This is a genomic window from Janibacter sp. CFPM2_SD2 (assembly GCF_057364645.1).
In genome coordinates this window covers 1-2,884 of record NZ_JBNFOF010000279.1, presented here as the reverse complement: position 1 = coordinate 2,884, position 2,884 = coordinate 1, and the positions used below count along the sequence as shown (strand labels likewise).

4 protein-coding genes are annotated in these 2,884 nt (G+C 71.1%); 3 read left to right on the top strand and 1 reads right to left on the bottom strand.

Annotated elements, in window-relative coordinates; all coding sequences use genetic code 11:
- A partial coding sequence (locus AC2W7J_RS17245; RefSeq protein ID WP_485983917.1) for an FAD-binding protein occupies positions 1 to 366 on the bottom strand: 366 nt, incomplete at its 3' end.
- An 83-nt stretch (positions 367 to 449) separates the two neighbouring features.
- Here AC2W7J_RS17245 and AC2W7J_RS17240 point away from each other — a divergent pair.
- The 3 genes from AC2W7J_RS17240 to AC2W7J_RS17230 form a co-directional block, all read left to right on the top strand.
- The gene (locus tag AC2W7J_RS17240; protein ID WP_485983915.1) at positions 450 to 1,007 is read left to right on the top strand and encodes a helix-turn-helix domain-containing protein; all 558 of its coding nucleotides are present in this window, start codon (positions 450 to 452) and stop codon (positions 1,005 to 1,007) included.
- A 93-nt stretch (positions 1,008 to 1,100) separates the two neighbouring features.
- Complete coding sequence (locus AC2W7J_RS17235) at positions 1,101 to 2,132, top strand: iron-siderophore ABC transporter substrate-binding protein (protein WP_485983913.1); 1,032 nt, start codon at positions 1,101 to 1,103, stop codon at positions 2,130 to 2,132.
- A 10-nt stretch (positions 2,133 to 2,142) separates the two neighbouring features.
- A partial coding sequence (locus tag AC2W7J_RS17230) for a FecCD family ABC transporter permease (RefSeq protein ID WP_485983911.1) occupies positions 2,143 to 2,884 on the top strand: 742 nt, incomplete at its 3' end.

Genomic DNA, 2,884 nt, shown 5'->3' with positions numbered 1-2,884 from the left:
CGCCGGTGAGGCCGGGGCGGAAGACGTCCTCCTCGCGCGTGACCTCGAGAAACCCGACCGGTCGAGGACCTCGGCCCCGTAGGACGCGCACCTCCGTCGCGGGCGATGCGCAGGAAGTCGGCCGGCGGCCGCCCCCTCGTGCCCGAGGTAGCTGTGCATGTGCGCGGCCGGGGCGTTGCGCGGCTCGCCGGAGTCGACGACGAGCACCGAGCGACGCTGCCGCGACAGCTGCAGGGCGGCCGCGAGGCCGGCGGCGGAGCCACCGACGACGGCGACGTCGACATGGCGCTCGATGACGGGGTGGCTCGCGTGGTGGTCGTGGCCGGCGGAGTTGTGGGCGGCGGGGTGCTCGGGCTGTGCGCTCATGACGTCCACCGTAGATGCGCCTGACGGATAGTGCATACTTGCTTGCAGAATCTGCAAGACGTCATCGACACCCGAGGAGCACCGTGAGCGAGATCGAGCAGACCGTCCGGACCCGACTGCGCGGCCTGCGCCGCGCCCAGTCGCTCTCGCTCGACGACCTCGCCGAGCGCTCCCACCTCAGCCCCTCGACGATCAGTCGCATCGAGACCGGCAAGCGAGCGATCAGCCTCGATGTCCTGCTCCCCCTGGCCCGCGCCCTGCGCACCGACGTCGAGACCCTGCTCGCCGAGGACGACGACGAGGACGTCGTCATCCGCCCGACACCGACCCGCGAGCACGGCCGCACCACGTGGGTGCTCACCAAGGCGACGGCGACGACGACGGCGATGAAGGTGCGCCTCGAGCCCGGCCCCCGCCCGCAGCCACGGGTGCACCCGGGTCACGACTGGTTCTTCGTCCTCGAGGGCAGCGTCGAGCTGACCCTCGGCAACCGCGTCGTGCGCGTCGAGGCCGGCGAGGCAGCGCAGTTCGAGACGATGACGCCGCACGCCTTCGTCGCTGTCGACGGCCCGGCCGAGGTCGTCATGATCTTCGACCCGGACGGGCACCGGGTCCACCGACGTGATGGCGCCACGGACTGACCCCCTGCGTCGTGACCACCGAAGGTTAGGTTAGGGTCTCCTAATGTTCGAGCCGGTCACGGGACCGGCCTCCCCTTCGCAAGGACGACGACGATGCCCCTGACCCGCCTGCGCGCGACCACGACCGCGCTCCTGCTCGCCGCCCCGCTCGCCCTCGCCGGGTGCGGCTCCGACTCCGGCTCGCACGCCGACGCGACGTCCGCCGGTGGGAGCGACGCCTTCCCCGTCTCCATCAAGAGCGCCCTGGGCACCGCCGAGATCCCCGAAGAGCCGAAGAAGGTCGTCACGCTCGGCCAGGGCTCCACCGAGACCTCGATCGCCCTCGGCACCATCCCCGTCGGCATGGAGGAGTACGCCTGGGCCGCGGACAAGACCGGCTACACCCCGTGGGTCCACGAGGCCGTCACGGACGAAGGGGGCGAGCTGCCCGAGTTCGTCGGCGCCGGCGAGGAGCTCGACATGGAAAAGATCGTCGAGCTCGAGCCCGACGTGATCCTCGCCCCGTGGTCGGGCATCACCCAGGAGCAGTACGACTCGCTCAGCGAGATCGCCCCGACGGTCGCCTACCCCGACCAGGCCTGGAGCATCGACTGGGACGAGCAGATCGAGACGATCGGGACCGCCCTGGGCAAGGAGGAGGACGCCGACAAGCTCGTCGTCGACCTCGAGAAGCAGCTCGCCGACGAGGCGAAGAAGCACCCTGACTGGAAGAACTACAGCTTCAGCTACGTCTACACGACGCCCGACACCCTCGGCGTCTTCAAGCCGACCGAGCAGCGCGCCGACATGGTCCGCAAGCTCGGGCTCAAGAGCGACCCGGCGATCGACAAGATGGAGGAGACCGAAGGCACCGACTCGGCGGTCATCGGCTACGAGAATGCTGACCAGCTGAACGACAGCGACCTGATCTTCACCTTCTACAGCGACCCCAAGGCGAAGGAGCAGGCGCTCGACAACAAGCTCTACGCCTCCATCCCGGCGATCAAGGCCGGTGCCGTCGTCTCCAGCGAGGACAACGCCTTCGTCACCGCCTCGTCGATGATCAACCCGCTCACCGTGCCCTACGCCCTCAAGACGTACCCGGACATGATCGACGCGGCCATCGCCAAGGCCGAGAAGAAGTAGCCTCCGCCGCGTGACCTCGCGCCCCACGGCACGACGCACCCCACGGACCGCGCTGGTCCTCGTGGGGTGCGTTGCCGTGCTCACCCTCGTCGCCCTGACCTCGCTGGCCGTCGGCTCGAAGTCGACGTCGCTGCCCGAGGTCGTCGACGCCCTCACCGGCCGCCCCGACGCCTACCTCGCGACGGTGCTCGACGCCCGGATCGAGCGCACCCTGCTCGCCATGGGGGTCGGCGCGGCCCTGGCGGTCTCCGGCGCGATCATGCAGGCGGTCACCGTCAACCCGCTCGCCGACCCCGGCCTGCTCGGCATCAACGCCGGCGCCGCCGCGGCGATGGTGACCGCGAGCGTCTGGCTCGGCATCTCCACGGGCACGGTCGCCTCGGCGTGGGTGGCCCTGCTCGGCGGCGGCATCGCCGCCCTCGTCGTCCACACCATCGGCACGGCCGGCGACACCGGCGCCAGCATGGTCCGGCTCGTCCTCGCCGGTGCCGTCGTGGCGGCGGTGCTCACCGCCTACGTCCAGGCGATCGCGCTGTCCCTGCCGCGGCACTTCGACAACTACCGCTTCTGGGTCGTCGGCTCGCTCGGCGACGGCGGCCTCGACCAGTTGCGGGCGGTCGCCCCCTTCGTCGTCGTGGGGCTGGTGCTCGCGCTGCTCTGCGCGAGCAGCCTCAACGCGCTCGCCCTCGGGACGGAGGCGGCCGCGGGCCTGGGGGTCAACACCGCGCTGGTGCGCACCGCCGCCCTCGGGG

Excerpts from the sequence above, each read along its gene's own strand:
- AC2W7J_RS17235 (WP_485983913.1), top strand. The coding sequence starts at position 1,101 with ATGCCCCTGACCCGCCTGCGCGCGACCACGACCGCGCTCCTGCTCGCC.